A 22,457-nucleotide genomic window follows, 5' to 3' on the forward strand; every position below is an offset into this window, starting at 1 on the left:
GTCACCGTGCGGGGGCCGCCGGTCAGCGGCCACGCTCCGGCAGGGCGTCCAGGGCCCGCCGGGTGACCTCCGGAACGGCGCCCAGCGCCTCGATGGTCACCACCAGGCCCTGCTCGCGGTAGTGGTCGATGATCGGCTCGGTCTCCTCGCGGTAGACCTCAAGCCGCTTGCGGACCGTGTCCTCCGCGTCGTCCTCGCGCTGGTACAGCTCGCCGCCGCAGATGTCGCAGACACCCTCGGTCTCGGGCCGGTGGAACTCGGCGTGGAAGATGTGGCTGCTGTCCTTGCGGCACATCCGGCGCCCGGCGATGCGCTTGACGACCTCCTCCTCGGGGGCCTCCAGGTTGAGAACCGCGTCCAGCTTCTGCCCGGACTCCCGCAGCAGCGCGTCCAGCGCCTCGGCCTGGCCGAGGTTGCGGGGAAAGCCGTCGAGCAGGAAGCCCTTCCCCGCGTCGTCCTGGGCCATCCGGTCCGCGGCCATCCCGATGGTGATCTCATCGGGGACGAGCTTGCCCTCGCGCATGTACTCCTGCGCCTTGCGGCCGAGCTCGGTGCCGTCGCTGATGTTCGCCCGGAAGAGGTCGCCGGTCGAGATGTGCGGAATGGTGAGGTTCTCGGCGAGCAGGGCAGCTTGTGTGCCCTTGCCCGCACCAGGGGGGCCGACGAGGAGGATACGCATCAGCGGAGGAACCCTTCGTAATTTCGCTGGTGGAGCTGGCTCTCAATCTGCCGCACCGTTTCCAGACCAACACCGACGATGATGAGGATCGAGGTGCCGCCGAACGGGAACTCTCCTTGCGCATTGAACATGATCAGAGCGACAGTCGGCACCAGGGCGATGAGACCCAGGTAGATGGCGCCCGGCCAGGTGATGCGGTTCAGCACATAGCTGAGGTATTCGACGGTGGGACGGCCGGCCCGGACGCCGGGGATGAACCCACCATACTTCTTCATGTTCTCGGCGACGTCTTCGGGGTTGAATGTGATGGAGACGTAGAAGAAGGCGAAGAAGACGATCAGCAGGAAGTAGCTGACGATATAGACCGGGCTGTCCATCTGGATCAGGTTCCGCTGGACCCAGTCGGCCCATCCGCCCTGGGCATCCGCGAACTGAACCATCAGCGCGGGGATGTACAGCAGCGAGGAAGCGAAGATGACGGGAATCACACCCGCCTGGTTCACCTTGAGCGGGATGTAGGTCGAGGTGCCCCCGTAGGAGCGCCGCCCGATCATCCGCTTGGCGTACTGCACCGGGATGCGGCGCTGGGCCAGCTCGACGAAGACCACCAGGCCGACCATCGCCAGACCACAGGCAACGACCACACCGAACTCGATCCACCCGTCGGCCAGGCTGCCCTGGGTCTTGATCTGCCACAGGGCGCCCGGGAAACCGGCGGCGATGGAGACGAACATCAGCATCGACATGCCGTTGCCGATGCCGCGGTCGGTGATCAGCTCACCCAGCCACATGATCAGCGCGGTGGCGGAGGTCAGCGTGATGATCATGACGACGGTGGTGAAGATCGAGCTGTCCGGAATGATGTCCCGGTCACAGCCGGCGAAGAGTGTGCCGCCCCGGGCGGTGGCCACCAGACCGGTGGCCTGCAGAACGGCGAGCGCGACGGTCAGGTATCGGGTGTACTGTGTGATCTTCGCCTGGCCGGACTGGCCCTCCTTCTTGAGGGCCTCCAGCCGCGGGATCACCACCACCAGCAGCTGAAGGATGATGCTCGCCGTGATGTACGGCATGATCCCCAGTGCGAAGATCGTCAGCTGCAGCAGTGCGCCGCCACTGAACATGTTGACCAGGCCGAACAGGCCCGCCCCACCCTGTTCCTGGATCCGGTCCGCGCAGTACTGGACGTTCTGATAGCTGACCCCGGGCGTCGGGACGTGCGCTCCGAACCGGAAGAGCACGACGATGCCGAGTGTGAAGAGCAGCTTCTTGCGCAGGTCGGGTGTCTGGAACGCCCGGGCGAACGCGGTGAGCACGGTTCCTCCTGCGGCCCCCGCGTCAAGCGCGAGAGGTGACGGTCTGGAAGTTCAACGGATACGAAGCGTCTATAGCCCACAGCCGTAGGCCATGGATGTCAACAACGCAGGCCACCTTACCGGCGACTGCGTCAGGCCGGAACGACTGACCGGGGACGCCTGAGACAGGCATCCCCGGTCATTCACGCACCTTCCGGCTCAGAGCAGCTCGGTGACGGTGCCGCCGGCCGCGGTGATCTTCTCCTTGGCGGAGCCGGAGACGGAGTCCACCGTCACCTGCAGCGCCACCGAGATCTCTCCGCCGCCGAGCACCTTGACGAGCTCGTTCTTGCGCACGGCGCCCTTGGCCACCAGGTCGGCGACCGTGACCTCACCGCCCTCGGGGTAGAGCGAGGCCAGCCGGTCCAGGTTCACCACCTGGAACTGCTTGTGGGCGGGGTTCTTGAAGCCCTTGAGCTTGGGCAGCCGCATGTGCAGCGGCAGCTGCCCGCCCTCGAAGCCTGCCTTGACCTGGTACCGGGCCTTCGTGCCCTTGGTGCCACGACCTGCGGTCTTGCCCTTGGACGCCTCACCACGACCGACACGGGTCTTGGCGGTCTTGGCGCCGGGGGCCGGCCGGAGGTTGTGGACCTTCAGCGGCTTGTCCTCCGCCATCTCAGTCGACCTCCTCGACCGTCACGAGGTGCCGCACGGTCTGCGCCATGCCGCGGATCTCGGGGCGGTCATCCTTGACGACCACATCGTTGACACGCTTCAGCCCGAGCGAGCGCAGCGTGTCCCGGTGGTTCTGCTTGCTGCCGATGTAGGACTTGGTCTGCGTGATCTTCAGGCGAGCCATTACGCACTCACCCCGGCACGCGCCCGCAGCAGAGCGGCGGGAGCCACGTCCTCCAGCGGCAGACCACGACGGGCCGCGATCTCCTCGGGGCGCTGCAGGCCCCGCAGAGCGGCCACCGTGGCGTGCACGATGTTGATGGGGTTGGACGAGCCGAGCGACTTGCTCAGCACGTCGTGGATACCGGCGCACTCCAGGACGGCACGCACCGGGCCACCGGCGATCACACCGGTACCGGGCGATGCCGGCTTGAGCAGCACGACGCCCGCGGCCTTCTCGCCCTGGATCGGGTGCGGGATGGTGCCCTGGATCCGGGGGACCTTGAAGAAGTGCTTCTTGGCCTCCTCCACACCCTTGGCGATGGCGGCCGGCACCTCCTTGGCCTTCCCGTAACCGACACCCACGGTGCCGTCACCGTCGCCCACCACGACCAGCGCGGTGAAGCTGAAGCGACGACCACCCTTCACAACCTTGGCGACGCGGTTGATCGCGACAACGCGCTCGACGTACGCGGTCTTCTCGGCAGCAGCGCCGCCGTCCCGGCCCTTCCGGTCCCGCCGCTCGCCACCGGCGCCGCCACCGCGGCGCTGGGGTCCAGCCATTGGAATTACCTCTCTCGTCTTTCGTCCGTCGGCAAACGGAACCGGCTCAGAACTTGAGCCCGGCCTCACGGGCGGCGTCGGCCAGCGCAGCGATGCGCCCGGCGTACCTGTTGCCCCCGCGGTCGAACACGACAGCCTCGATGCCCGCGGCCCTCGCCCGCTCGGCGACCAGGGCGCCGACCTGCTTGGCCTGGGCGCTCTTGTCGCCCTCGGAGCCCCGGACGGACGCGTCCAGCGACGAGGCGGAGGCCAGCGTGTGGCCCTGCACATCGTCGATGATCTGCGCCACCACGTGGCGGTTGGACCGCGTGACGACCAGCCTGGGCCGCTCGGCGGTACCCGAGATCCGCTTGCGGATACGGATGTGGCGGCGCTTGGTCGCGGCACGCTTCCGGGCGTCGCCCTTGGCAATCTTGACACCGTATGCCATGGCTTACTTACCAGCCTTTCCGACCTTGCGGCGGATGACTTCGCCCGCGTACTTCACGCCCTTGGCCTTGTAGGGGTCGGGCTTGCGCAGCTTGCGGATGTTCGCGGCGACCTCGCCGACCTTCTGCTTGTCGATGCCCTCGACACTCAGCTTGGTCGGGGACTCGACCTTGAAGGAGATCCCCTCGGGGGCCTCCACGACGATCGGGTGGCTGTAGCCCAGCGAGAACTCCAGGTTGGAGCCCTTGGCCTGGACGCGGTAGCCGACGCCGCTGATCTCGAGGTTCTTGCTGTATCCCTGGGTCACGCCAGTGATCATGTTCGCCACCAGCGTGCGGGACAGGCCGTGCAGGGCCTTGTTCTGACGCTCGTCGTTCGGGCGGGCGACGACGATGGAACCGTCCTCACCCTTGGCGACCTCGATGGGCGCGGCGACGGTGTGCGAGAGGGAACCCTTGGGGCCCTTCACGGCGACCGTCCGGCCATCGATGGTGACGTCCACACCGGCGGGAACCTGGATGGGGAGCTTGCCGATTCGCGACATTGCTTTTCTCCTCCGTTCCCGTGCTACCAGACGTAGGCGAGGACTTCCCCGCCCACACCCTTCTTGTTTGCCTGCTTGTCGGTGAGGAGACCGTGCGAGGTGGAGATGATCGCCACCCCGAGGCCGCCGAGCACGCGCGGCAGGGCAGTGGACTTGGCGTAGACCCGCAGGCCCGGCTTCGAGATCCGCTTGATGCCGGCGATCGAGCGCTCGCGGTTGGGGCCGAACTTCAGCTCCAGGACGAGGTTCTTGCCCACCGGGGCGTCCTCGGTCCGCCATCCGGTGATGTAGCCCTCCTGCTGGAGGATCTCCGCGATGTGCGACTTGATCTTGCTGTGCGGCATCACGACGGAGTCGTGGTACGCCGAGTTTGCGTTTCGCAGACGCGTCAGCATGTCTGCGATCGGATCGGTCATGGTCATGTGATGGCCTTCGGCCTCTCTCGCCGGGGTTTCCTGTGTGCTCCGTCCCTCTCCCCGGCGGGTGCCGGGACGGGTGCGGTGCGGGGACCTACGGCGTAGTAAGACGGTCATGGGCGGCGGACGCCCCCTCCGCCGCGCTCAGTGAGCGCGGGGAGCGGGGCCCGCCGTCCATCTGCTTACCGAGAGTCCTGGCTGGTCCCGTGGGTGACGGGATTACCAGGAGCTCTTGGTCACGCCCGGCAGCTCGCCGCGGTGCGCCATCTGGCGGAGGCACACACGGCACAGGCCGAACTTGCGGTAGACGGAGTGCGGCCGGCCGCAGCGCTGGCAGCGCGTGTAGGCACGCACCGCGAACTTGGGCTTGCGGTTGGCCTTGGCAATCAGAGCCTTCTTCGCCACGGCTCACGCCTCCTTGAACGGGAATCCGAGGTGACGCAGCAGGGCGCGGCCCTCGGCGTCGTTGGTCGCCGTGGTGACCACGGTGATGTCCATGCCCCGGACCCGGTCGATCTTGTCCTGATCGATCTCGTGGAACATGACCTGCTCGGTGAGACCGAACGTGTAGTTGCCCCGGCCGTCGAACTGCTTCGGCGACAGACCGCGGAAGTCGCGGATGCGCGGCAGCGCGAGCGACAGCAGGCGGTCCAGGAACTCCCACATGCGGTCGCCACGCAGGGTCACGTGGGCACCGATGGGCTGCCCCTCGCGCAGCTTGAACTGCGCGATGGACTTGCGGGCCTTGGTCACGGCCGGCTTCTGGCCGGTGATCGTGGCGAGGTCGCGCACGGCGCCCTCGATCAGCTTGGAGTCGCGGGCGGCGTCGCCCACACCCATGTTGACCACGATCTTGGTGAGACCGGGGGTCTGCATGACGTTCTCGTACTGGAACTCGTCACGCAGCTTGCCGGCGATCTCCTCGCGGTAGCGCGTCTTGAGACGCGGCTGCGTCCTGGTTGCGGAAGTCATCAGATGTCCTCACCCGTCCGCTTGGCAACGCGGATCTTGTTGCCCTCGTCGTCGAAGCGGTAGCCGACGCGGGTGGTGACCTTCTTGCCGTCCTTCTCCACGACGAGCGCGACATTGCTCACGTGGACCGGGGCCTCGGTCGTCACGATGCCACCGGTCTTCGAACCGCGGGCGGTCTGGCCGGCCTTGGTGTGCTTCTTGACCCGGTTGACACCCTCGACCAGGACGCGGTCCTCGCGGGGGTAGGCCACGATGACCTTGCCCTGCTTGCCCTTGTCCTTGCCGGTGATGACCTGAACCAGGTCGCCCTTCTTGATCTTCATCGGTCAGAGCACCTCCGGCGCGAGAGAGATGATCTTCATGAACTTCTTCTCACGCAGCTCACGGCCCACGGGGCCGAAGATACGGGTGCCGCGGGGGTCGCCGTCGTTCTTCAGAATGACGGCGGCGTTCTCGTCGAAGCGGATGTACGAGCCGTCCGGGCGACGGCGCTCCTTCACGGCACGCACGATGACGGCCTTGACGACGTCGCCCTTCTTCACGTTGCCACCGGGGATCGCGTCCTTGACGGTGGCGACGATGACGTCACCGATACCCGCGTAGCGGCGACCGGAGCCGCCGAGAACGCGGATGCAAAGGATCTCCTTCGCACCCGTGTTGTCGGCGACACGCAGTCGCGACTCCTGCTGGATCACGTCTATCTCCTGATCGTCTGCCGGTTCCCGGCAGGGGCCCCGCGAAGGGCGCCCTGCCGAGCCTGGCGGAACTGGGTCCTGAGGCCGTGGCCCCAGGGATTACTTGGCCTTCTCGAGGATCTCGACGATGCGCCAGCGCTTGGTCGCGGACAGCGGCCGGGTCTCCATGAGGAGAACCCGGTCGCCGACCCCGGCGGCGTTCTGCTCGTCGTGCGCCTTGAGCTTGTTGGTACGACGGATGATCTTGCCGTACAGGGCGTGCTTGACCCGGTCCTCGACGGCGACGACAACGGTCTTGTCCATCTTGTCGCTGACGACCAGACCCTCACGGGTCTTGCGGGATCCGCGCTCGTTCGTCTCAGTCACATTCTTCTCGCTCATCAGGCGCTCTCCACCGTCTCGATGCCGAGCTCGCGCTCCCGCATCAGGGTGTAGATCCGGGCGATGTCCTTACGGACGGTCTTCAGCCGGCTGTTGTTCTCCAGCTGCCCGGTCGCCCCCTGGAAACGGAGCCGGAAGAGCTCCTCCTTGGCCTCGCGGAGCTTGACCACGAGTTCCTCGTTGTTCAGCTCCCGCAGCTCGTTCGCCTTGGTACCGGCCGCCATCACGACTCACCTGCCTCGCGCCGCACGATCCGGCACTTCATCGGAAGCTTGTGAGCAGCGCGCGTGAGCGCCTCACGAGCAATCTTCTCGTTCGGGTAGGACAGCTCGAACATCACCCGTCCCGGCTTGACGTTCGCGACCCACCACTCCGGCGAACCCTTACCGGAACCCATGCGGGTCTCGGCGGGCTTCTTCGTCAGCGGGCGGTCGGGGTAGATGTTGATCCACACCTTGCCGCCACGCTTGATGTGCCGGGTCATCGAGATACGAGCGGCCTCGATCTGCCGGTTGGTGACGTACGCGCCGGTCACGGCCTGGATGCCGTACTCGCCGAACGCGACCTCGGTGCCACCCTTGGCCATGCCCTTGCGCTTGGGGTGGTGCTGCTTGCGGTGCTTGACCCTGCGGGGGATCAGCATGACGGTCAGGCCTCCTTACCGGCGGAGTCGGCAGCCGGGGCGGCAGCGGCGGGAGCCTCGGCCTTGGGGGCCTCGCCACCCTGCTGCTGCGGCTTGCGGCCGCGGCCGCCGCGCTCGCCACGGCCACCACGGGCCGGGCGGTCGCTGCCACCGCGGGACGGGCGGTTGCCCGCACGGGCGGCGGCGTTCTCGGCGCGGACCTCGGCGATGTTCTTGACGTCGCCCTTGTAGATCCAGACCTTCACACCGATGCGGCCGAAGGTGGTGCGGGCCTCGAAGAAGCCGTAGTCCACGTTGGCGCGCAGCGTGTGCAGGGGCACCCGGCCCTCGCGGTAGAACTCGGAGCGGGACATCTCCGCGCCGCCGAGCCGGCCACCGCACTGGATCTTGATGCCCTTGGCGCCGGCCTTCATCGTGGACTGCATCGACTTGCGCATCGCACGACGGAAGGAGACGCGGGAGGACAGCTGCTCGGCGACCGCCTGGGCCACCAGCTGGGCGTCCAGCTCGGGGTTCTTGACCTCGAGGATGTTGAACTGGATCTGCTTGCCGGTGAGCTTCTCCAGGTTGCCCCGGAGCCGGTCGGCCTCCGCGCCGCGGCGGCCGATGACGATGCCCGGCCGGGCGGTGTGGACGTCGACGCGGACCCGGTCACGGGTGCGCTCGATCTCCACCTTGGAGATGCCGGCGCGCTCCATGCCCTGGGTGAGCATGCGGCGGATGGCGACGTCTTCCTTGACGTAGTCCTTGTACAGCTTGTCGGCGTACCACCGGGACTTGAAGTCGGTGGTGATGCCGAGCCGGAACCCGTGCGGGTTTACCTTCTGGCCCATTACCGGGTTCCTTCCTTGCTGCTGACGACCACGGTGATGTGGCTGGTCCGCTTCCGGATCCGGTAGGCGCGCCCCTGGGCGCGCGGCCGGAACCGCTTGAGCGTCGGGCCCTCGTCGACGTACGCCTCGGAGACGTACAGGTTGTCGACGTCGGTGTGGTCGTAGTTGTGCGCGGCGTTGGCAATGGCGCTGTCGAGCACCTTGCCCACCGGCACGCTCGCGGCCTGCGGGGCGAAACGCAGGACCGCCTGAGCCTCCGTGGCGTTCATGCCACGGATGAGGTCCACCACCCGGCGGGCCTTCATGGGCGTGACGCGGATGAACCGCGCGCGGGCCCTGGCTTCCATGGTTGTCCCTTCGGTGTCAGTCATCGTCTTCACACCCGCTGGTCAGCGACGCCGCGACTTGCGGTCGTCCTTGACGTGGCCGCGGAAAGTGCGGGTCGGCGCGAACTCGCCGAGCTTGTGGCCGACCATCGACTCGGTGACGAACACCGGGACGTGCTTGCGGCCGTCGTGCACCGCGATCGTGTGGCCGAGCATGGCCGGGACGATCATCGAGCGGCGGGACCAGGTCTTGATGACGTTCTTGGTGCCGGCTTCGTTCTGGGCGTCCACCTTCTTGATGAGGTGGTCGTCGACGAAGGGCCCCTTCTTGAGACTGCGCGGCATCTGAACCCGCTCCTAGCGCTTCTTGTTCGTCTTGCGGCGGCGGACGATGTACTTGTTGCTGGCCTTCTTCGGCGAGCGGGTACGTCCTTCCTTCTTGCCCCAGGGCGAGACGGGGTGACGTCCACCGGAGGTCCGGCCCTCGCCACCACCGTGCGGGTGGTCGACGGGGTTCATGACCACGCCTCGCACGCTCGGCCGCACGCCCTTCCAGCGCATCCGGCCGGCCTTGCCCCAGTTGATGTTCGACTGCTCGGCGTTGCCGACCTCGCCGACGGTGGCGCGGCAGCGGACGTCGACCAGGCGGATCTCACCGGAGGGCATGCGCAGGTGGGCCATCGAGCCCTCCTTCGCCAGGAGCTGCACGGAGGCACCCGCGGAGCGGGCGAACTTCGCGCCGCCGCCGGGCCGCAGCTCGATCGCGTGGATCACGGTACCCACCGGGATGTTGCGCAGCGGCAGATTGTTGCCCGGCTTGATGTCGGCCCCGGGGCCGTTCTCGATCCGGTCGCCCTGCTGCAGCTTGGCCGGCGCGATGATGTAGCGCTTCTCGCCGTCGGCGTAGTGCAGCAGCGCGATGCGCGCGGTGCGGTTGGGGTCGTACTCGATGTGCGCGACCTTGGCCGGCACGCCGTCCTTGTCGTGACGGCGGAAGTCGATCAGGCGGTAGGCACGCTTGTGGCCACCGCCCTGGTGACGGACGGTCACACGACCGGTGTTGTTACGGCCGCCCTTGCTGTGCAGGGGACGGACCAGCGACTTCTCCGGCGTGGACCGCGTGATCTCGACGAAGTCGGCGACGCTGGAGCCACGACGGCCCGGAGTCGTCGGCTTGTGCTTGCGGATTCCCATTTCTCAGTCCTCGTCCGATATCGGACGACTCGGACTCCGTCAGGAGACCGGGCCGCCGAAGATGTCGATGCTTTCGCCTTCGGCAAGGGTCACGATCGCGCGCTTGGTGTTGGCACGCTTGCCGTAACCGGTGCGGGTGCGCTTGCGCTTGCCCTGCCGGTTGATCGTGTTGACCCCGATGACCTTGACCGTGAAGACCGCCTCGACGGCCTGCTTGATCTGGGTCTTGTTGGCGCGCGGGTCGACGATGAACGTGTACTTGTTCTCGTCCAGCAGCGCGTAGCTCTTCTCCGACACCACCGGCTTGATCAGCAGATCGCGGGGGTCGTTGAACTCCTTGCTGGTGACCTCGGCGGGTCCGGCTGCGGTTGCCTCACTCATCAGGCGTCGCTCCCCTCGGGCGTCTTCTCCAGCTCGACACCGGCAGCGGGGCCGGCCACGAAGCGCTCGAAGGCGGCCTTGGTGAAGACCACGTCGTCGGAGACGAGCACGTCGTAGGTGTTCAGCTGGCCCGGCTCCAGGATGTGCACCTGGGGCAGGTTGCGGGCGGACAGCCACGCGGCCTCGTCGGACCGCTCGGCGACCAGCAGCACGTTCTTGCGCTCGCTGATCCGGCCGAACAGGGTCTTGGCGGCCTTGGTGGAGACCTCGCCGTCCACCACGCCGGTGACGACGTGGACGCGGCTGTGGCGGGCCCGGTCCGAGAGGGCACCGCGCAGCGCGGCGGCCTTCATCTTCTTCGGGGTCCGCTGCGAGTAGTCGCGCGGGACGGGCCCGTGCACGACGCCACCGCCGGCGAACTGCGGGGCGCGGGTCGAGCCCTGACGGGCGCGGCCGGTGCCCTTCTGGCGGTACGGCTTCTTGCCGCCGCCGCGGACCTCGCCACGGGTCTTGGTCTTGTGCGTGCCCTGGCGGGCAGCGGCCAGCTGGGCGACGACGACCTGGTGGATCAGCGGAACGCTGACCTGCGCGTCGAAGATCTCCGCGGGGAGATCGACGGTCCCGGTCTTCTCGCCGGCCGGCGAAAGGATGTCAATGGTGCTCATTACCTCAAGCCCCCTTGGCCGCGGTGCGGACCAGGACGAGGCCGCCGTTCGGACCGGGGACCGCGCCCTTGATGAGCAGCAGACCCTTCTCCGCGTCAACGGCGTGGACGGTCAGGTTCTGGGTGGTGACCCGCTCGTTGCCCATGCGGCCGGCCATGCGCAGGCCCTTGAAGACCCGGCCCGGGGTGGCGCAGCCGCCGATGGAACCGGGCGAGCGGTGCTTGCGCTGGGTGCCGTGGGAGGAGCCCAGGCCCGCGAAGCCGTGGCGCTTCATGACACCGGCGGTGCCCTTGCCCTTGCTGGTGCCGGTCACGTCGACCTTGACACCGGACTCGAACACCTCGGCGGTGACTTCCTGGCCGACGGTGTACTCGGCGGCGTCCGCGGTCCGCAGCTCCACCAGGTGGCGGCGCGGGGTGACGTCGGCCTTGGCGAAGTGGCCCTTGAGGGGCTTGTTCACCTTGCGCGGGTCGATCTCGCCGAAGGCGATCTGGACGGCCTCGTAGCCGTCCTTGTCGTTGCGGCGCACCTGGGTCACGACGCAGGGCCCGGCCTTGACGACGGTCACCGGCACAACGCGGTTGTTGTCGTCCCAGACCTGGGTCATGCCGAGCTTCTCGCCCAGGACGCCCTTGATCTTCTTGCTCATCTCTCCCGGACCTCTCAGAGCTTGATCTCGATGTCGACGCCGGCCGGAAGGTCCAGGCGCATCAGCGAGTCAACGGTCTTGGGCGTCGGGTCGAGGATGTCGATCAGGCGCTTGTGGGTGCGCATCTCGAAGTGCTCGCGCGAGTCCTTGTACTTGTGCGGCGACTTGATGACGCAGTACACGTTCTTCTCTGTGGGCAGCGGCACCGGGCCCGCGACCGACGCACCAGTACGGGTCACCGTCTCGACGATCTTCTTCGCCGAGTTGTCGATGACCTCGTGGTCGTAGGCCTTGAGCCGGATGCGGATCTTCTGTCCCGCCATGGCTACTTCGTAGTCCTGTCTCTTCGTGGACGCTCCGGAACCCTGCGGCCGCTTCCGCTCCACCCCCGACCCACGCGGTCGGGCGTGTCGCACTCCCGCCCATATTCGACCGCAGAGGTTTCCTCTGAGTGGGGGTTGGGGAAGCTTCCACCGGGTGCCTGGCTGATACCCCGCTGACGCTTCCCGGAAGATCCCTGTACTTCCGCCCCTGCCCCGTTGACCAGGGCATATATGGAACGACGAATACGCTGGGACTCGCTTCCGGTCCTCCCGGCGGGAGGCGCGCAGCATCGGCACTCAACCGAGCAACCTGAACAGTGTGCCATACCGGACACAGCGGCCGCCAATCGGCCTTCAGGGTGTGACGATCATCATGCGAACATCCCGCGAACTCACGCGCGGCTCACGGAGCGTGAAGCCTGAGGACCGCCCGCTCGGCCCACTCCGGCGGCTTCCCCAGCAGCGAGACGCCCACCATGACGGCGAACGCCAGCGGCACCGTCCACGCCGCGGGCTGCGCCAGCAGCACCGTCAGCCACCCCGGGTGCGGGCCGGTCGCCACCGAGGCCAGCGCCGCCCCGGTGGCCGCGCACACCCCGGCCGCCAGCCCGGCCGCCGCACCGGTCACCGTCAGCCGGCGCCACCAGATCCCCAGCACCAGCAGCGGGCAGAACGTCGACGCCGCGACCGCGAACGCCCAGCCCACCAGCACGTTGATGTCCACCCGGGCGGCGGGCAGCGACAGCGCCACCGCCACCAGGGCACCGGCCGCCACCGCCAGCCGCAGCCGCGGCACGCTGGACCGGGACAGGTCGTGGCTGAGCCCGCCGGCCAGCGCCAGCAGCAGACCGGAGGACGTCGACAGGAAGGCGGCGAACGCCCCGGCCGCCACCACCGCGGTCAGCAGCGCACCCCATGTGCCGCCCATCACCTGGGTGGGCAGCTCCACCGTCACCGTGTCGGTCGCCCCGGTCAGCACCAGCTCGGGGCTGTACACCCGGCCCAGCAGACCGTAGACCGCCGGGAAGAGATAGAAGACCCCCAGCAGCACGATCACCCCGACCGCCACCCGGCGGGCCACCCGGGCCGTCGAGCTGGAGTGGAAGCGCATGATGACGTGCGGCAGCCCCACCGCGCCGAGCGTGGTGGCCAGCAGCACCGACCAGGTCGCCAGCAGCGGCTGACCCGAACCGTCCAGATCCAGCAGCGGGCGGCTCCACTCGGTGCCGCCCAGCTCCGGCAGGCCGTCCGGACGCGGCACCGCCGCCCCCGCCGGGAACGTCATCCGCTCACCGGGCGACGCACTGTGATACCCGGTCTCCAGCTCCCGCTCACGGCCCCGCCCGTCGGTCACGGTGACCGGCTCGGTCACCTCGAAGCGGGCCGGCACCGTGAAGTCGACATGCGTGGTCTGCGCGAACACGGCGGCGGAGTCCGGGCGCAGAGCCTCGGTGCGGTTGGTGTCCCCGGCGTGCACCAGCAGCACGATCGCCGGCACCGCGATGAACAGCAGCTTCACCAGGTAGTGGAAGCCCTGGACATAGGTGGCCGACCGCATTCCGCCGGCCGCGATCGACACGCTGACCACCAGCCCGGCGAGCACCACACCCACCCAGTACGGGGTGCCGCTGACCAGTTGCAGGACCACTCCCGCGCCCTTGAACTGCGGTACCAGGTACAGCCACATGATGACCAGCACGATCACCGCGCACAGCTTGCGCAGCGTCCGGGAGCCGAGCCGGTAGTCGGCGAAGTCCGGCACCGTGTACGCGCCCGAGCGGCGCATCGGGCCGGCGACCAGCGCGGCCACCGCGACGTAACCCGCGGTGAAGCCGACGGCGTACCACAGCGTGCCGATGCCGTTCTTCAGCATCAGCCCGGCCAGTCCCAGCACCGAGGCCGCCGAGACGTACTCGCCCGCGATGGCCATGGCGTTCCAGCCGGGCGCCACCTTGTGCGAGGCGATCAGGAAGTCCGGGGTGGAGCGGGCGGCGCGCACCCCGTACACGCCGATGACCATGCTCGCGGCCAGCAGCAGCCCGATGGCCAGCAGACCGGTCACGGCGAGGGCTCCGCGGGCCGCTCCGGTCCGCCCGGCGCCGCGATGCCGGGCTGCTGGGCGTCCTCCAGGCGTTCGGCGGCGCGCACGTGCAGCACGGCGATGAGCAGCAGCAGCGGGTAGCTGGAGGCGGCCAGCAGCAGCCAGGGCACCGGGATGCCCGCCACCGACAGCCCGTCCAGTTCGGGCCACAGGCCCAGCAGCCCGCTGAGGCCGAACAGCAGCATCCCGAGCAGGGCCAGAGTGCGCAGCGCCAGCCGGCGCTGCCGGGCGAACAGGGTGCGGGCCGCGGCGGTGGCGTGCTCGTCGCCGGACTGCGGGTCGGGCAGCGGCAGCAGGTGCTGGGCCGGGCGGTGCCTGCGGGAGAGCGCGATGCGGGTCTGCGGACTGGTGACGCGCACCCGGCGGGGCGGTCGGGGTGCGGTCATCTCTGCTCGTCCCGGACGGCTTCCAGCAGCCGCTCCTTCAGCGCGCGGGCGTGCCGCCGGCTGACCGGAACGTCGCCGGCCGGGGTGCAGGCCAGCAGGCCGGAGGAGCCGGTGACCCGCAGGTCGCGGACCCAGCGGACGGACACCAGGTAGCCGCGGTGGGCGCGGACGAACCCGGCCGGGGCCCAGACCTCCTCCAGGTAGGACAGCGAGAGCCGGATGAGGTGGGACTCCTCGGCGGTGTGCAGCCGCACGTAGTCGCCGTGCGCCTCGGCGTACTGGATGTCGTCGCGGTGCACGAAGACGGTGTGCCTGCCGGTCTCGATCTGCACCACGGACAGTTCGTCGGGGGCCGGGGCGGTGCGGTCCCGGTCGGCGGGGCGGCGCGCGGCGCGGACCCGGGCGACGGAGTCGGCCAGCCGCTCGGGGCGGACCGGCTTGAGGAGGTAGTCGGCGGCGCCGATGCCGAACGCCTCCACGGCGTGGGTCTCGGAGGCGGTGACGAAGACGATGGCCGGCGGTTCGGAGAGCATGCCCAGAACCCGGGCGACCTCCATGCCGTCCAGCCCGGGCATGGAGATGTCGAGGAACACCACGTCGAAGGTCTCGGTGCCCAGCATCCGCACCGCGGCCTCGCCGCTGTCGGCCTCGGCGACGGAACCGATCTCGGGCATCCGTTCGAGCAGGTCGGCCAGTTCCTCGCGGGTGAGGGTCTCGTCCTCCACGACGAGAGCCTTGAGTTCGGTGCTGCTCCTCACTGGGCCACTACTCCTCGCATGTACCGGGGTACCCGGATGACGACCTTGGTCCCGCTGCCCGGCGCGGTCTCGATCACCAGCCCGTACTCCGGCCCGTAGACGGTGCGCAGCCGCTGGTCGACGTTGGCCAGACCGACCCGCTTGGCGGGGGGCCCGGTGCCGGCGAGCACTGCCTGGGCGAACTCCGGGTCCATGCCCACGCCGTCGTCCTCCACCTCGATGACGCACAGCGGCCCCTCGCCGTAGCCGGAGACGCTGATGCTGCCCGGTCCCGGCTTCGGTTCCAGGCCGTGCCGCACCGCGTTCTCCACGATCGGCTGGACGACCAGGAAGGGGATCGCGACGGGCAGGATCTCCGGGGCCATCCGGACGGTGAGGTCCATCCGGTCGTCGAACCGGGCACGCTGGAGCTCCAGGTAGGTCTGGGTGGCCTGGAGTTCGGCGGCGACGGTGGCGTAGTCGCCCTGGGTGGAAAAGCTGTAGCGCAGGTAGTCGGCGAAGTCGGTGAGCAGGGTGCGGGCCCGGTCGGGGTCGGTGCGGATCAGGGCGTTGATCACGGCCAGGGCGTTGTGCAGGAAGTGGGGGGAGATCTGGGCGCGCAGGGTCCGCAGGTCGGCCTGGGAGATCCGGCTGCGGGCGCGGCGCAGGGCGGCGTGGTCGAGAGTGAGGGCGACCAGTTGGGCGGTGGCGTTCAGTTCACTCTCGCGGGCGCCGCGGGCGATGAGGGAGCCGGTGAGTTCGCCGGCGACGATGAGCGGGGCGGCCGTCCAGCCGGCCCGGTGGGCCGCGGTGCCGTGCTCGTAGGCCTGGGCGAGTATCGCGGCCAGGTCGTGGGGGTCGGGCCGGGGGCCGGCGAAGGCGAGCGGCCCGTCGAGATCGGCCAGGACGACGGACTCGGCGCGCAGCAGCCGGCGCAGGCGGCGCACGGCGGACGGTCCGCCCTTGCCGTGCAGGCCGTCGTGCAGGGCGGTGTCGATGTCGTGGACAGCCGTGAGCACCGCTGTGATGTCCCCGGCGGGGGGCTCACGGCGGCGGAGGCGCTCCAGCATGAGCCGAACCGTAACTCACCGATGGCACGCTCTGTAGGCTTTGAAAGCCTCAATGAGATGACGAACGCCCCGATGGCGGGCGGGGTCCGCGGCGGACGGCCGCGGGGGCGGCACGCCGGGTGCGAAGCCGCCCGGGACGAGCCCTGGATCACCTCGTCCGGTGGCACCGGACACCACCCCGCCCCCGTGCGCGCGGGGTGCGCGCCGGGGGCGGGGTCGTGTTCCTGCGGGTCCGTGCCGGTGCGGCGCGGGACGCCCCGTCCGGTTCAGTCACCGACGGAGTCGTTGTACTCCCCGATGGTGCGCTTGACGGATTCGGCGGCGGAGGTCATCGCCTCCTGGGCCGGCGTGTCGGAGGTCAGGGCGTTCTCCCATCCCTCCTCGGCGGCGACGCGGGCCTCGGCCATGACGCCCATCATGCAGCCGGCCGTGTTGATGTTGGTCTCGGAGTCGGCGAGCTGGCCGGCGGCGACGGAGAACTGCGGGTACTGCTCGGCGCGCTCCTTGGCCTCCGGGCCGTCGTAGCCGTCGGTGTTGACCGACAGGTAACCGGTGCCGGCGTGCCACCGGGACTGGGACTCGGGGGTGAGCAGGTACTGGACGAACTCCCAGGAGGCCCGGATCTCCTGCTCGCTGTGGCCCTCACCGTTGATCCACAGCGAGGCGCCGCCGATGATCGAGCCACCGGGGTCGTCGGCGTCGATGAGCGGGAAGTAGCCGGCGCCGACCTCGAAGTCGGACTGCTCCAGGAAGCCGCCGAGGCTGCCGGTGGACTCCAGGGTCATGGCGGCGCGGCCGGAGGTGAAGGCGGCCTGGGCGTCGTCGGTGCTGCGGCCGATCTGGACGGCGAGGCCGTCGTCGATCATCTGCTGCCACCACTCGACCATCTCCACGATCTTCGGGTCGTCGAAGAGGACCTCGGTGGCCCGGCCCTCGCGGCCGTTGCCGGCGTCGCAGTACGGGGCGGCGGCGCGGGCCATGAACTGCTCGACGAACCAGCCGTAGACGGCGGCGCCGAAGCCGTACTGCTCCACCTTGCCGTCCGCGCCGCGGACGGTGAGCGCCTCGGCGTACTCGCGGATCTCGGCGAGGTCCCGGGGCGGCTGGTCGGGGTCGAGCCCGGCCTCCTCGAAGGCGTCCCGGTTGATGTACATCAGGGGGGTGGAGTTGTTGAACGGGAAGGACCGCAGGTCGCCGTCGACGGTGAAGTAGTTGAGCAGGGCGTCCTCGAGCGGGTCGAGGTCGTAGTCGTCGAGGTCGACGAAGGACTGGGCGGGGACGGTCTGCGCGGAGTCGATCATGAACTGGGTGCCCAGGTCGTAGATCATGATCAGGTTCGCGGTGTCGCCCTGCTGAATGGCCGCGCGGTGCTGGGCGAGAGTGGTGTCGTAGTCCCCCTGGAAGGAGCCGCTGACCTCGATGCGGCCCTCGTTCTCCGCGTTGAAGCCGGCGATCAGGGAGTTCAGGACCTGGCCGTTGGTGCTGTCCATGCTGTGCCAGAACTCGACCTGGACGGGCGCGTCGAGGTCGTCGAGCACCTCCGGTCCGGGGGCGGTGAGGTCGCCCCCTCCGCCACCGCCTCCCCCGCCTCCGCCGTCGCCGCAGGCGGCGAGGGCCAGGGCGAGTGCCGATATGCCGGCCACCAGGGCCGTACGGCGCGCGCGTGGTCTGCTGGGTGTCCGCATGTTGTGTCCGCCATCCTTGGTTGTCACTTGACCGCGCCCGCGGTGAGGCCGCGGACGATGAATCGCTGCCCGAAGATCACGAGCGCGAGCGTGGGGAGCACCGACAGGGCGGCGCCGGCGAGCCAGAGTCCGGGGTTGGCGGACTCGGCGTTCTTGAGGCTGTTGAGGCCGATCTGAAGGGTCTGCATCTCGGTGGTCCGGGTCATGATCAGCGGCCAGAAGTACATGTTCCAGGAGCTGATGAAGACGTAGACGCCGACCGCGCTGAGCGCCGGTTTGTTCAGCGGCAGCAGGACGGTCCACATGAAGCGCAGGTGTCCCATGCCGTCCACCCGGGCGGCGTCGCGCAGTTCGGTGGGGAACTGCTTGAAGCTCTGCCGCAGCAGGAAGGTGCCGAAGGCGTAGGCGAAGAACGGCAGGACCAGGCCAAGGTAGCTGTTGTGCAGTCCCCAGCCGGAGATGGTGAGGTAGTTGGGGATGAAGATGGCCTCGGCCGGCACCATCAGGGTGGACAGGAACAGCGCGAAGACGACCGCGCTGAACCGGAACCGCAGGAAGACGAAGGCGTAGGCGGCCAGCGCCGAGGTGAGGAGCTGGGCCAGCGTGATGACGCCGGCCATGACCACCGAGTTGCCGTACATCCGCATCAGCGGGACCGCGTCGAAGACCTTGCGGACGCTGTCCAGGCCGAGGCTCGTGGGCACCAGCTGCGGCGGGAAGGTGGCCAGTTCGCGGGGTGCCATGAAGGTGCCGGCGAAGACGTAGTAGACGGGGAAGAGTACCGGGACCAGCGCGATCAGCAGCACCCCGTAGACGCTCACCCGGCCGATGACCGCTCTCATGAGTAGTGCACCTTCCGCTCGATCACGCCGAACTGGATGGCGGTGCAGAGCAGCACCATCAGCAGCAGGACCAGGGCCTGGGCGCTGGCCCGGCCGAAGTCGCTGGTGCCGTAGGCGAAGGCGTGCTGATAGATGGAGTAGACGAGGGTGGTGGTGGAGCCGACCGGACCGCCCTGGGTGAGGATGTGGATCTGCCCGAAGCCCTGCAGCGCGTTGATCGTGGAGATGACGATCAGGAAGAACAGCTGCGGGCCGAGCAGGGGCACGGTGATGTGCCAGGCGCGGCGGGGGCCGGTCGCCCCGTCCAGCAGCGCCGCCTCGTTCACCTCACGGGGGATCGAGCCGACGCCGGCGGCCAGCACCAGCACGCCGTAACCGAGGTTCATCCACACCGTCGTCAGGCAGATCGACAGCAGCGCGGTCTCCTGCGAGGTGAGCCACTGCACCGGACCGAGGCCGAGCTGGTGGAGGATGCCGTTCAGCACGCCGCTGGCCGGGTTGTAGAACACCGCGAAGATCACGGATGCGCTGGCCACGGAGAAGGCGAACGGCAGGGCGAAGGCGGTGCGGAAGAAGCGCTGGGCCCGGATCTTGGACTCCAGCAGCAGCACCACCGCCAGCGCCCCCACCACCCCGGGGATCACCACTCCGAGGGTGAACAGGGCGGTGGTCAGCAGCACCGAGCCGAACTCGGCGGAGAACATCTCCTCGAAGTGGCTCAGCCCCACGAACCGGGACGGCCGGCCGATGATGTCGTTGCCGTGCAGCGACAGATGGACCGTCCGGCCCAGAGGGTAGAGCAGGAACAGCGCGAAGACGACGACGGAGGGCGCCAGGAACACCCAGGCGAGAAACGTTTCGCCGCGGTGCGCGGGCGGCCGCAGGGGCGGGCGGGGCGGCGGCCGGTCGGGCCGGTCCGCACCCGGCGCCGCGCTGTCCGGCGCGGCTGTCCGGGCGCCGGACGCTGTGGAAGTTGACACGCGTTGCAGCTTGGGCACGGAAGGTGAAGTTACCAACTCCCGCAGGAGAACGCCCTGGTAAGGGAAGTACTTCTTCCGGTGACAGAGGGCGGACCTCTGGCACAGCCAGGACACACCACGGCCACATCCCCGACGCCCCGGGTCCTCCCCGGACGGCGCCGGACATGGAACGGCCGGGGTGGCNGCCGGGATACCGGTCCTCGCCCCTCGTCGGTGCGGACGCGGGGGCGTCTTGGGGGGAGTGACGCGTCAGTGGTTGGACGCGCCCTCAGCGCCGGCGCCGGTCAGGGCACGGACCTGGAGGACGGCGAACCGCTCCGGGTCGGATTCCTTCGACACCAGGGTGCCGATGACCGCGCACAGCAGGCCGAGCGGGATGGACACCAGGCCCGGGTTGTGCAGCGGGAACCAGGCGAAGTCCACACCGGCGGGGAACAGCGACAGGCTGTTGCCCTCGGCGTCCACCTTGCCGGAGACCACCGGCGAGAAGAACACCAGGCCGACCGCGGAGATCAGACCGCCGTAGATACCGGCCAGCGCACCCGTGGTGTTGAACCGCTTCCAGAAGAGGCTCAGCAGGATGGTGGGCAGGTTGGCGGAGGCGGCGATGGCGAAGGCGAGGGCCACCAGGAAGGCCACGTTCAGGGACTGGGCGAAGATCGCCAGGATGATCGCGGCCACACCGACACCGAAGGCGGCGAACCGGGCGACCCGGATCTCCTCCCGCTCGGTGGCCCGGCCCTTGCGGAGCACGTTGTTGTAGAAGTCGTGCGCCAGCGAGGACGAGGAGGCGATGGTCAGGCCCGCCACGGTGGACAGGATCGCGGCGAAGGCGACCGCGGCGATCAGAGCGAGCATGATCGCGCCCAGCATGTCGCCGCCGAAGTGCACACCGACGGTCTCGGCGAGCTGCGGAGCGGCCGTGTTGCCCGCCGGGTTCTGCGCGACGATGGCGTCCCGGCCGACCATGGCGGCGGCACCGAAGCCCAGGACCAGGGTCATCAGGTAGAAGGTGCCGATGAGGCCGATGCCCCAGTTGACCGACTTACGGGCGGCCTTGGAGTCCGGCACGGTGTAGAAGCGGATCAGGATGTGCGGCAGGCCCGCGGTACCGAGCACCAGGGCGAGACCGAGGCTGATCAGGTCCAGCTTGTTGATCATGGTCTGCCAGGCATCCCCGGCGACGTCCACGCCGTAGCGCTGTCCTGGTTCGAGGAAGGCGCTTCCGACGCCGCTGGCGTCCGCCGCGTCACTCATGAGCTGGCCGAAGTTGAAGCCGTAGACGGCGAGCACCATGATCGTGAGCAGCGCCGCGCCACCCATCAGCATGACGGCCTTGATGATCTGGACCCAGGTGGTGCCCTTCATGCCACCGAAGGTCACGTAGACGATCATCAGGATGCCGACCACGATGATGCCGACGATCTTCGCGGCCTCGGCGCTCATCCCGAGGTAGGTCTCACCCGGCTTGATGCCCAGCAGCAGGGCGATCAGGGCACCGGCACCGACCATCTGGGCCAGCAGGTAGAAGATCGAGACAGTAAGAGTGGAGACGGAGGCGGCGGTCCGCACCGGGCGCTGACGCATCCGGTAGGACAGCACGTCGGCCATGGTGAACCGGCCGGAGTTCCGCAGCAGCTCGGCGACCAGCAGCAGAGCCACCAGCCAGGCCACCAGGAAGCCGATCGAGTACAGGAAGCCGTCGTAGCCGAAGAGCGAGATCATGCCGGCGATGCCGAGGAAGGAGGCGGCCGACATGTAGTCGCTGCCGATCGCGAACCCGTTCTGCATCCCGGAGAAGCCACGGCCGCCGGAGTGGAAGTCCTCGGCGGACTTGACCTGGCGGCTGGCCCAGACGGTGACGCCCAGGGTGATCGCGATCATGACGATGAAGAGGGTGACGGTGATGAGCCGGCCGTCGGTTCCGGTCTGGGCGAGAGTCATCATCGCTGGGAACCCCCGTTGTGCAGCTCTTCCCGCAGCTCATCGGCGAGCGGGTCGAGGCGGCGGTTGGCGTAACGGGAGTACCAGATGGCGATCCCGAAGGTGGTCACGAACTGCAGCACCCCGAAGACGAGGGCCACATTGAGGTTGCCGACCACGGTGGTGGCCAGTACCGGGCGGGCGTAGGCGGACATCAGCACGTAGAGCAGGTACCAGGCGAAGAACCCGATGCTCATGGGGACCACGAAGCGCACCAGTCGGGCGCGCAGCTCCACGAAGCGGGGGTCGTGATGCATGGCCACCGAGCGGTTGTCCAGATCGCTGCGCGGTGGGTCGGGTGCTTCGGAGAGGGAACGCGTCGTCGTCATTGCCGGCTCCTGTCGGATTTCTTGCGGGTGCCGGGCCCGCTTCCGGAACCTCCGAAAGGCGGGGCTGCTGGCACAGATGGTGTTTCACGCGGATGAACAGCGGTGTTGAGGGAACGTAAGGAGCGTCACACCACCCGTGCAGCTCTCGGGGGACAACGTTCGGCGAACGCGGGATTCCCGCGCCGAACGGACGCCCGGCCCGCGACGAACGGTCGAAATCTGCGCCGAACGGCCACCGGACCGCCACGGCCCGACCCTCGTGTATCGGCCATCAAGAGGCCCTGAGCAGCCGCTCAGCGCCTCCGAAACGGTCCGCCACCTGCGGCATGGCACCCCCGTGTCACGACCGAAACCGGACCGCAACACGACAGCGCCCCCGCACACCTCCATCACGCCCACCCCACTGCCCCGCGGCGGCCCCGACGGCCCGCCGCGCCTGCCACCCCTCCCCCGGCCCTCCTCCT

32 protein-coding genes are annotated in these 22,457 nt (G+C 68.9%); all 32 read right to left on the reverse strand.

Features of this window, described 5'->3' with window-relative positions; all coding sequences use genetic code 11:
- Window positions 1-22 precede the first annotated feature (22 nt).
- Window positions 23-679, reverse strand: coding sequence for an adenylate kinase (locus tag ABD299_RS12970; protein ID WP_344261732.1), 657 nt, complete (start codon window positions 677-679; stop codon window positions 23-25).
- Window positions 679-1,992, reverse strand: coding sequence for a preprotein translocase subunit SecY (gene secY, locus ABD299_RS12975; RefSeq protein ID WP_344261734.1), 1,314 nt, complete (start codon window positions 1,990-1,992; stop codon window positions 679-681). Before secY ends, ABD299_RS12970 begins: the two co-directional genes overlap by 1 nt.
- 198 nt (window positions 1,993-2,190) lie before the next feature.
- Window positions 2,191-2,646: a 50S ribosomal protein L15 gene (gene rplO, locus ABD299_RS12980; protein ID WP_344261736.1), complete on the reverse strand. Its 456-nt coding sequence runs from the start codon at window positions 2,644-2,646 to the stop codon at window positions 2,191-2,193.
- A gap of 1 nt (window position 2,647) precedes the next feature.
- On the reverse strand, window positions 2,648-2,830 hold the full coding sequence (gene rpmD, locus ABD299_RS12985) for a 50S ribosomal protein L30 (RefSeq protein ID WP_344261738.1): 183 nt from the start codon (window positions 2,828-2,830) through the stop codon (window positions 2,648-2,650).
- Window positions 2,830-3,429, reverse strand: a complete 600-nt coding sequence (rpsE, locus tag ABD299_RS12990) for a 30S ribosomal protein S5 (RefSeq protein ID WP_344261740.1) — start codon at window positions 3,427-3,429, stop codon at window positions 2,830-2,832. The genes rpmD and rpsE overlap by 1 nt, the downstream gene beginning before the upstream one ends.
- A gap of 46 nt (window positions 3,430-3,475) precedes the next feature.
- Window positions 3,476-3,859 (reverse strand): 50S ribosomal protein L18, encoded by a 384-nt coding sequence (gene rplR, locus ABD299_RS12995; protein WP_344261742.1) that lies wholly within the window; start codon window positions 3,857-3,859, stop codon window positions 3,476-3,478.
- Window positions 3,860-3,862: 3 nt separating this feature from the next.
- A complete protein-coding gene (gene rplF, locus ABD299_RS13000; protein WP_344261744.1) occupies window positions 3,863-4,402 on the reverse strand; it encodes a 50S ribosomal protein L6 in 540 nt (179 codons plus the stop codon).
- Window positions 4,403-4,425: 23 nt separating this feature from the next.
- On the reverse strand, window positions 4,426-4,824 hold the full coding sequence (gene rpsH / locus ABD299_RS13005; protein WP_344261745.1) for a 30S ribosomal protein S8: 399 nt from the start codon (window positions 4,822-4,824) through the stop codon (window positions 4,426-4,428).
- A gap of 213 nt (window positions 4,825-5,037) precedes the next feature.
- Window positions 5,038-5,223: a type Z 30S ribosomal protein S14 gene (locus tag ABD299_RS13010; RefSeq protein WP_344261746.1), complete on the reverse strand. Its 186-nt coding sequence runs from the start codon at window positions 5,221-5,223 to the stop codon at window positions 5,038-5,040.
- Between the two features lie 3 nt (window positions 5,224-5,226).
- Window positions 5,227-5,790, reverse strand: a complete 564-nt coding sequence (gene rplE, locus ABD299_RS13015) for a 50S ribosomal protein L5 (protein WP_344261748.1) — start codon at window positions 5,788-5,790, stop codon at window positions 5,227-5,229.
- Window positions 5,790-6,113, reverse strand: coding sequence for a 50S ribosomal protein L24 (rplX, locus tag ABD299_RS13020; RefSeq protein WP_344261750.1), 324 nt, complete (start codon window positions 6,111-6,113; stop codon window positions 5,790-5,792). Before rplX ends, rplE begins: the two co-directional genes overlap by 1 nt.
- Before the next feature lie 3 nt (window positions 6,114-6,116).
- Window positions 6,117-6,485 carry a 50S ribosomal protein L14 gene (rplN, locus tag ABD299_RS13025; RefSeq protein ID WP_019433424.1) on the reverse strand — a complete coding sequence of 123 codons (369 nt, stop codon included), beginning with the start codon at window positions 6,483-6,485 and terminating at the stop codon, window positions 6,117-6,119.
- Between the two features lie 99 nt (window positions 6,486-6,584).
- Complete coding sequence (gene rpsQ / locus ABD299_RS13030; RefSeq protein WP_344261754.1) at window positions 6,585-6,866, reverse strand: 30S ribosomal protein S17; 282 nt, start codon at window positions 6,864-6,866, stop codon at window positions 6,585-6,587.
- Window positions 6,866-7,090, reverse strand: coding sequence for a 50S ribosomal protein L29 (rpmC, locus tag ABD299_RS13035; protein WP_344261756.1), 225 nt, complete (start codon window positions 7,088-7,090; stop codon window positions 6,866-6,868). The genes rpsQ and rpmC overlap by 1 nt, the downstream gene beginning before the upstream one ends.
- A complete protein-coding gene (rplP, locus tag ABD299_RS13040) occupies window positions 7,090-7,509 on the reverse strand; it encodes a 50S ribosomal protein L16 (protein WP_031510592.1) in 420 nt (139 codons plus the stop codon). Before rplP ends, rpmC begins: the two co-directional genes overlap by 1 nt.
- A 5-nt stretch (window positions 7,510-7,514) precedes the next feature.
- Window positions 7,515-8,342, reverse strand: coding sequence for a 30S ribosomal protein S3 (gene rpsC, locus ABD299_RS13045; RefSeq protein ID WP_344261759.1), 828 nt, complete (start codon window positions 8,340-8,342; stop codon window positions 7,515-7,517).
- A complete protein-coding gene (gene rplV / locus ABD299_RS13050) occupies window positions 8,342-8,689 on the reverse strand; it encodes a 50S ribosomal protein L22 (protein ID WP_344261923.1) in 348 nt (115 codons plus the stop codon). The genes rpsC and rplV overlap by 1 nt, the downstream gene beginning before the upstream one ends.
- 42 nt (window positions 8,690-8,731) lie before the next feature.
- Window positions 8,732-9,013 (reverse strand): 30S ribosomal protein S19, encoded by a 282-nt coding sequence (rpsS, locus tag ABD299_RS13055; protein ID WP_344261761.1) that lies wholly within the window; start codon window positions 9,011-9,013, stop codon window positions 8,732-8,734.
- A 12-nt stretch (window positions 9,014-9,025) separates the two neighbouring features.
- Window positions 9,026-9,862 (reverse strand): 50S ribosomal protein L2, encoded by an 837-nt coding sequence (gene rplB / locus ABD299_RS13060; RefSeq protein ID WP_344261763.1) that lies wholly within the window; start codon window positions 9,860-9,862, stop codon window positions 9,026-9,028.
- Between the two features lie 39 nt (window positions 9,863-9,901).
- A complete protein-coding gene (gene rplW, locus ABD299_RS13065) occupies window positions 9,902-10,243 on the reverse strand; it encodes a 50S ribosomal protein L23 (RefSeq protein WP_344261765.1) in 342 nt (113 codons plus the stop codon).
- Complete coding sequence (rplD, locus tag ABD299_RS13070) at window positions 10,243-10,908, reverse strand: 50S ribosomal protein L4 (RefSeq protein WP_344261767.1); 666 nt, start codon at window positions 10,906-10,908, stop codon at window positions 10,243-10,245. The genes rplW and rplD overlap by 1 nt, the downstream gene beginning before the upstream one ends.
- Before the next feature lie 4 nt (window positions 10,909-10,912).
- Window positions 10,913-11,557, reverse strand: coding sequence for a 50S ribosomal protein L3 (gene rplC, locus ABD299_RS13075; RefSeq protein ID WP_344261769.1), 645 nt, complete (start codon window positions 11,555-11,557; stop codon window positions 10,913-10,915).
- Between the two features lie 14 nt (window positions 11,558-11,571).
- Window positions 11,572-11,880: a 30S ribosomal protein S10 gene (gene rpsJ / locus ABD299_RS13080; protein WP_016473429.1), complete on the reverse strand. Its 309-nt coding sequence runs from the start codon at window positions 11,878-11,880 to the stop codon at window positions 11,572-11,574.
- Between the two features lie 403 nt (window positions 11,881-12,283).
- Entirely contained in the window at window positions 12,284-13,942 is a 1,659-nt protein-coding gene (locus ABD299_RS13085; RefSeq protein ID WP_344261773.1) for a sodium/solute symporter, read from the reverse strand.
- The gene (locus tag ABD299_RS13090; RefSeq protein ID WP_344261775.1) at window positions 13,939-14,367 is read right to left on the reverse strand and encodes a hypothetical protein; all 429 of its coding nucleotides are present in this window, start codon (window positions 14,365-14,367) and stop codon (window positions 13,939-13,941) included. The genes ABD299_RS13085 and ABD299_RS13090 overlap by 4 nt, the downstream gene beginning before the upstream one ends.
- Window positions 14,364-15,125, reverse strand: a complete 762-nt coding sequence (locus tag ABD299_RS13095; RefSeq protein ID WP_344261777.1) for a LytR/AlgR family response regulator transcription factor — start codon at window positions 15,123-15,125, stop codon at window positions 14,364-14,366. Before ABD299_RS13095 ends, ABD299_RS13090 begins: the two co-directional genes overlap by 4 nt.
- On the reverse strand, window positions 15,122-16,174 hold the full coding sequence (locus ABD299_RS13100) for a sensor histidine kinase (protein WP_344261779.1): 1,053 nt from the start codon (window positions 16,172-16,174) through the stop codon (window positions 15,122-15,124). The genes ABD299_RS13095 and ABD299_RS13100 overlap by 4 nt, the downstream gene beginning before the upstream one ends.
- Before the next feature lie 266 nt (window positions 16,175-16,440).
- Window positions 16,441-17,859 (reverse strand): ABC transporter substrate-binding protein, encoded by a 1,419-nt coding sequence (locus ABD299_RS13105; RefSeq protein WP_344261781.1) that lies wholly within the window; start codon window positions 17,857-17,859, stop codon window positions 16,441-16,443.
- A 23-nt stretch (window positions 17,860-17,882) separates the two neighbouring features.
- A complete protein-coding gene (locus ABD299_RS13110; protein WP_344261783.1) occupies window positions 17,883-18,701 on the reverse strand; it encodes a carbohydrate ABC transporter permease in 819 nt (272 codons plus the stop codon).
- Window positions 18,698-19,681: a carbohydrate ABC transporter permease gene (locus ABD299_RS13115; protein WP_344261785.1), complete on the reverse strand. Its 984-nt coding sequence runs from the start codon at window positions 19,679-19,681 to the stop codon at window positions 18,698-18,700. The genes ABD299_RS13110 and ABD299_RS13115 overlap by 4 nt, the downstream gene beginning before the upstream one ends.
- Window positions 19,682-19,930: 249 nt before the next feature.
- Window positions 19,931-21,628 carry a solute symporter family protein gene (locus tag ABD299_RS13120; protein WP_344261787.1) on the reverse strand — a complete coding sequence of 566 codons (1,698 nt, stop codon included), beginning with the start codon at window positions 21,626-21,628 and terminating at the stop codon, window positions 19,931-19,933.
- Complete coding sequence (locus ABD299_RS13125; RefSeq protein WP_344261789.1) at window positions 21,625-21,993, reverse strand: DUF485 domain-containing protein; 369 nt, start codon at window positions 21,991-21,993, stop codon at window positions 21,625-21,627. The genes ABD299_RS13120 and ABD299_RS13125 overlap by 4 nt, the downstream gene beginning before the upstream one ends.
- Between the last annotated feature and the right edge of the window lie 464 nt (window positions 21,994-22,457).

The organism is Streptomyces sodiiphilus (assembly GCF_039529215.1).
GTDB classification, from domain to species: Bacteria; Actinomycetota; Actinomycetes; order Streptomycetales; family Streptomycetaceae; genus Streptomyces; species Streptomyces sodiiphilus.